Source organism: Nonomuraea longispora (assembly GCF_004348345.1).
GTDB lineage: Bacteria > Actinomycetota > Actinomycetes > Streptosporangiales > Streptosporangiaceae > Nonomuraea > Nonomuraea longispora.
Genome location: NZ_SMJZ01000378.1, coordinates 1 through 3,280, shown reverse-complemented (window position 1 = coordinate 3,280; position 3,280 = coordinate 1). Strand labels below are relative to the sequence as shown.

General features: G+C 73.0%; 4 protein-coding genes. 3 read left to right on the top strand and 1 reads right to left on the bottom strand.

Features of this window, described 5'->3' with window-relative positions; genetic code table 11:
• Nucleotides 1–317: AMP-binding protein (locus E1267_RS43170; RefSeq protein WP_246064729.1), on the bottom strand; the 317-nt coding region annotated here is incomplete at its 3' end.
• A 243-nt stretch (nt 318–560) separates the two neighbouring features.
• On the opposite strand from E1267_RS43170, the gene E1267_RS43165 reads away from it, so the two are divergent.
• The 3 genes from E1267_RS43165 to E1267_RS43155 all read left to right on the top strand — a co-directional run.
• Nucleotides 561–794 carry an acyl carrier protein gene (locus E1267_RS43165; RefSeq protein ID WP_132342027.1) on the top strand — a complete coding sequence of 78 codons (234 nt, stop codon included), beginning with the start codon at nt 561–563 and terminating at the stop codon, nt 792–794.
• Between the two features lie 10 nt (nt 795–804).
• Nucleotides 805–2,049 (top strand): condensation domain-containing protein, encoded by a 1,245-nt coding sequence (locus E1267_RS43160; protein WP_132342025.1) that lies wholly within the window; start codon nt 805–807, stop codon nt 2,047–2,049.
• Nucleotides 2,046–3,280: N,N-dimethylformamidase beta subunit family domain-containing protein (locus tag E1267_RS43155; RefSeq protein ID WP_181957931.1), on the top strand; the 1,235-nt coding region annotated here is incomplete at its 3' end. The genes E1267_RS43160 and E1267_RS43155, both read left to right, overlap by 4 nt.

The window sequence follows — 3,280 nt, the reverse complement described above, 5'->3', positions numbered from 1 at the left end:
GGCGGGGCTCCCGGGCGGCGTAACAGTTCCTCGAAGGCGATGACGGCGGGTCCCGCGGGCGGCTCCCGCAGCGCGCCGCGCCCGTGCACCACCGCCGCCGCGCCGCAGTGCTCGATCATGTACGCCTGCTCGGGAGGGGCCGCCCGGTCCGGCAGCGGCACCGCCACGCCGCCCGTCTTGAGCACGGCCATCCAGCTCACCGCGTAGTCCAGCCAGTCCCGGCCGCCGAACACCAGCGCCACCCGCTCGCCCCGGAGCGGCCCCGGCAGCCCGCGGGCGGCGGCGGTGGAGCGCTCGTCCCATTCGCGCAGGGTCATGGCTCCCTGGCCGGCGACGACGAGGGCTTCGTGATCAGGCTCGGTGGCTGCTCGGGACGACAGGAGATCGGGGACTGGAAGGGCCGACGGAACCACCCCCAGAATTATTTTCGTCGTGCCGCTTGACGCTAGAAAAAATGCACAGAGGCGTCAAGCCCTCACCTTCAGGCGCTTGCCGACATCTGGTAACGCGTGACACACTCGCCGCGGATTCCCCGACCAGGGAGGGTTCACCAGGTGTTGATGGATGGAGAGCTCCGCGAGCGGCTCGCCGGCATGATCGCCAAGGCCACCGACGGCGCGGTCGACCCGGCCGAGGTGATGGCCGGGCGCAGCCGGCTGAGCGATCTCGGCGTCACCTCGCTCGCCTGCCTGAGGCTGATCGACGCGGTGGAGGCCGAGTTCGGGGTGCAGCTCGAACCCACCACCCTGGACGGCCTCGACGAGCTGGTGGACTACGTACGGCTGCACGGCTGAACCGCCCGGCATGGCTGAACCGGTCGACGCGCCGCTGACATGGGGCCAGCAGGACATCTGGCGGGCCGTCCTAGCGGCGCAGCCGCAGGACCACTACCTCAACATCGGCCGCGTGTTCGACGCGCCCAGGAAGCGGCCCGTCACCGTGGAGCGCGCGGTCCAGGCCCTCCACCGGCTGGTCGCCAGGCACGAGTCCCTGCGCACCCGGCTCACCGGACCGCGCGACGCGCCGCTGCAGCGGATCTTCCCGGAGACGCGGCCGGGCTTCGAGGTGGTCGGGGACGAGCCGGGCCCGCAGGTGTGCGACCGGCTGACGGCCCGGCCGTTCCGGTACGACGAGGAGTGGCCGCTGCGGGTGGCGTTCGTGACGGAGGCAGGACACGTACGCCAGGTCGTCCTGGTCCTCAGCCACCTCGCCGCCGACGGCCACGCGGCCGACCTCCTCGTTAAGGACTTCAGGCTGCTCCTGCTGCGCGACTCCCTGCCGCCCCCGCCGGGCCCGTCGCCCAGGGAACTGGCCGCCTGGCAGGGCTCGGCCGACGGGCGGCGCCTGTCGCGGGAGACCATCGCCGCCTGGCTCGCCGAGCACGCCCGCCTCGACCCGGTCCCGCCGCCGTCGCACCCGCCGCAAAGGCCCCGCTTCGTCGAGGTCACCCTGCGCTCGCCCGCCCTCGACGCCGCCGCCCAGGACGTCGCCGCCCGCAACCGGGTCAGCTCCTCCACCGTGCTGCTGGCCGCCGCGATGCGGCTGGCCGGCGGGCTCACCGGGCAGCGCTTCCACGGGATGCGGGTGATCGTGAACAACCGCTTCGCGGCCGGCCGCCGCGACGTGGTGGGTACGATCTCGCAGGAGGCGCTCGTGGTGCTCGACCTGCGTACCGGCTCGTTCGACGCGCTGGTACGCCAGGCGTGGGGGAGCGCGCTGCGCGCCTACCGGCTGGCCCAGTACGACCCGTGCGCCATGGCGGAGGCGGTCGGCGGCGCCGGGCCGGGCATCAGGTCGTTCGGCTGCTTCAACGACCAGCGGCTCGTCCAGGAGGACGGAATGCCGCGCGAGCCCGCTCCGGGGGTGACGGAGGTGGTCAGGACGGACACGATGGACCGCAACATCTGCGACTTCCGCGTGCACGTCGGCGGCGAGCCCGGCCGGATGGAGGTGTCGTGCTACGCCGACACCGCGCTGCTGCCGCCGCCGGACGCCGAGCGTTACCTGCTCGACCTGGAGAAGGTGGTGGCGGGGGAGGCGCGAACATGAGCCTGTACGCCACGTCGACGTCGTGCGCGCAGGGCGACGCGCTGCGCTTCCGCCTGCTCGACGAGGGCGGCGGGCCGATCAGGGTGGAGGACGTGCCGTCGGGGCGAACCGTCCTGGAGTGCGCAGCCGCGCCGGGACCGTTCTGGACGCTGAAGGTCGGGACGGACTGGCCCAGCTCGCTCTATCGAGCCATCTACCACGATATTTCGGCATATTTCGTCGTACGCAGTGCTGTGCCCGCTTCGCCCATTCTGCTGTCGATCCCGTTCCCCACCTGGGAGGCGTACAACCGGCCCGGTGTCCCCGGGGAGGGTCTCTACCAGGCGGAGCAGCCCGACCGCGCCGTCAAGGTCACCTTCGACCGTCCCGGAGCCGGGCCGCAGGTCGAGGAGTGGGAGCTGGGCCTGCTCCGCTGGCTCGCGCCGGCCGGCTACGCCGTCGACTACTGCTCGGCCCTCGACCTGCACGCAGGCCCGGCCCCGCTCGCCGGCCTCGACCTGCTGGGCCGCTACCGGCTGCTGGTCGTCAACGGGCACGACGAGTACTGGTCGTGGGAGATGCGGGACGCGGTCGAGGAGTTCGTGCGGCGCGGCGGCAACCTCGCCGTCTTCTCCGGCAACACCTGCTGGTGGCAGGTCCGGTTCGAGGACGACCTGCGCACCATGGTCTGCTATCGCGACGCCGTGGCCGACCCCATGGCCGCCACCGACCCGGGCCGCGTCACCGTCGAATGGCCCAGCGAACCCGTCAACCGCCCGGAGAACATCCTGACCGGCCTGTCGTTCAGGAACGGCGCCGGCTGCTGGGTCGACTCGAGCGTCATGGCCGGGGAGTGCTACACCGTCCGATTCGCCGGGCACTGGGTTTTCGACGGCACCGGGCTGGCCGACGGCGACCCGTTCGGGCGGGGCGCTATCGGCTACGAGACGGACGCCGCCGACCTCGACTGGGTGGACGGCGTGCCCCGGGCGTCGGGCCGCGACGGCGCGCCGCCGTCGCTCGTCGTCCTCGCCACCGCCGACCTCGCCCACTGGCGCCGGTACGGCAGAGCCGGCGCCGCCACCATGAGCGTGCACCGCCTCGGCGCGGGCACCGTCTTCAACGCGGGCACCATCAACTGGGGCAACACCCTGCACGACCCGGCGCTGGCCCGCGTCACCCGCAACGTCCTCGACCGCCTTTCCCGGCCTTCGCCCGGCCCCACCTGGGAGGCCATCGGCCCGGGCTGCCC

Excerpts from the sequence above, each read along its gene's own strand:
- E1267_RS43165 (WP_132342027.1), top strand. The coding sequence starts at position 561 with ATGGATGGAGAGCTCCGCGAGCGGCTCGCCGGCATGATCGCCAAGGCC.
- E1267_RS43160 (WP_132342025.1), top strand. The coding sequence starts at position 805 with ATGGCTGAACCGGTCGACGCGCCGCTGACATGGGGCCAGCAGGACATC.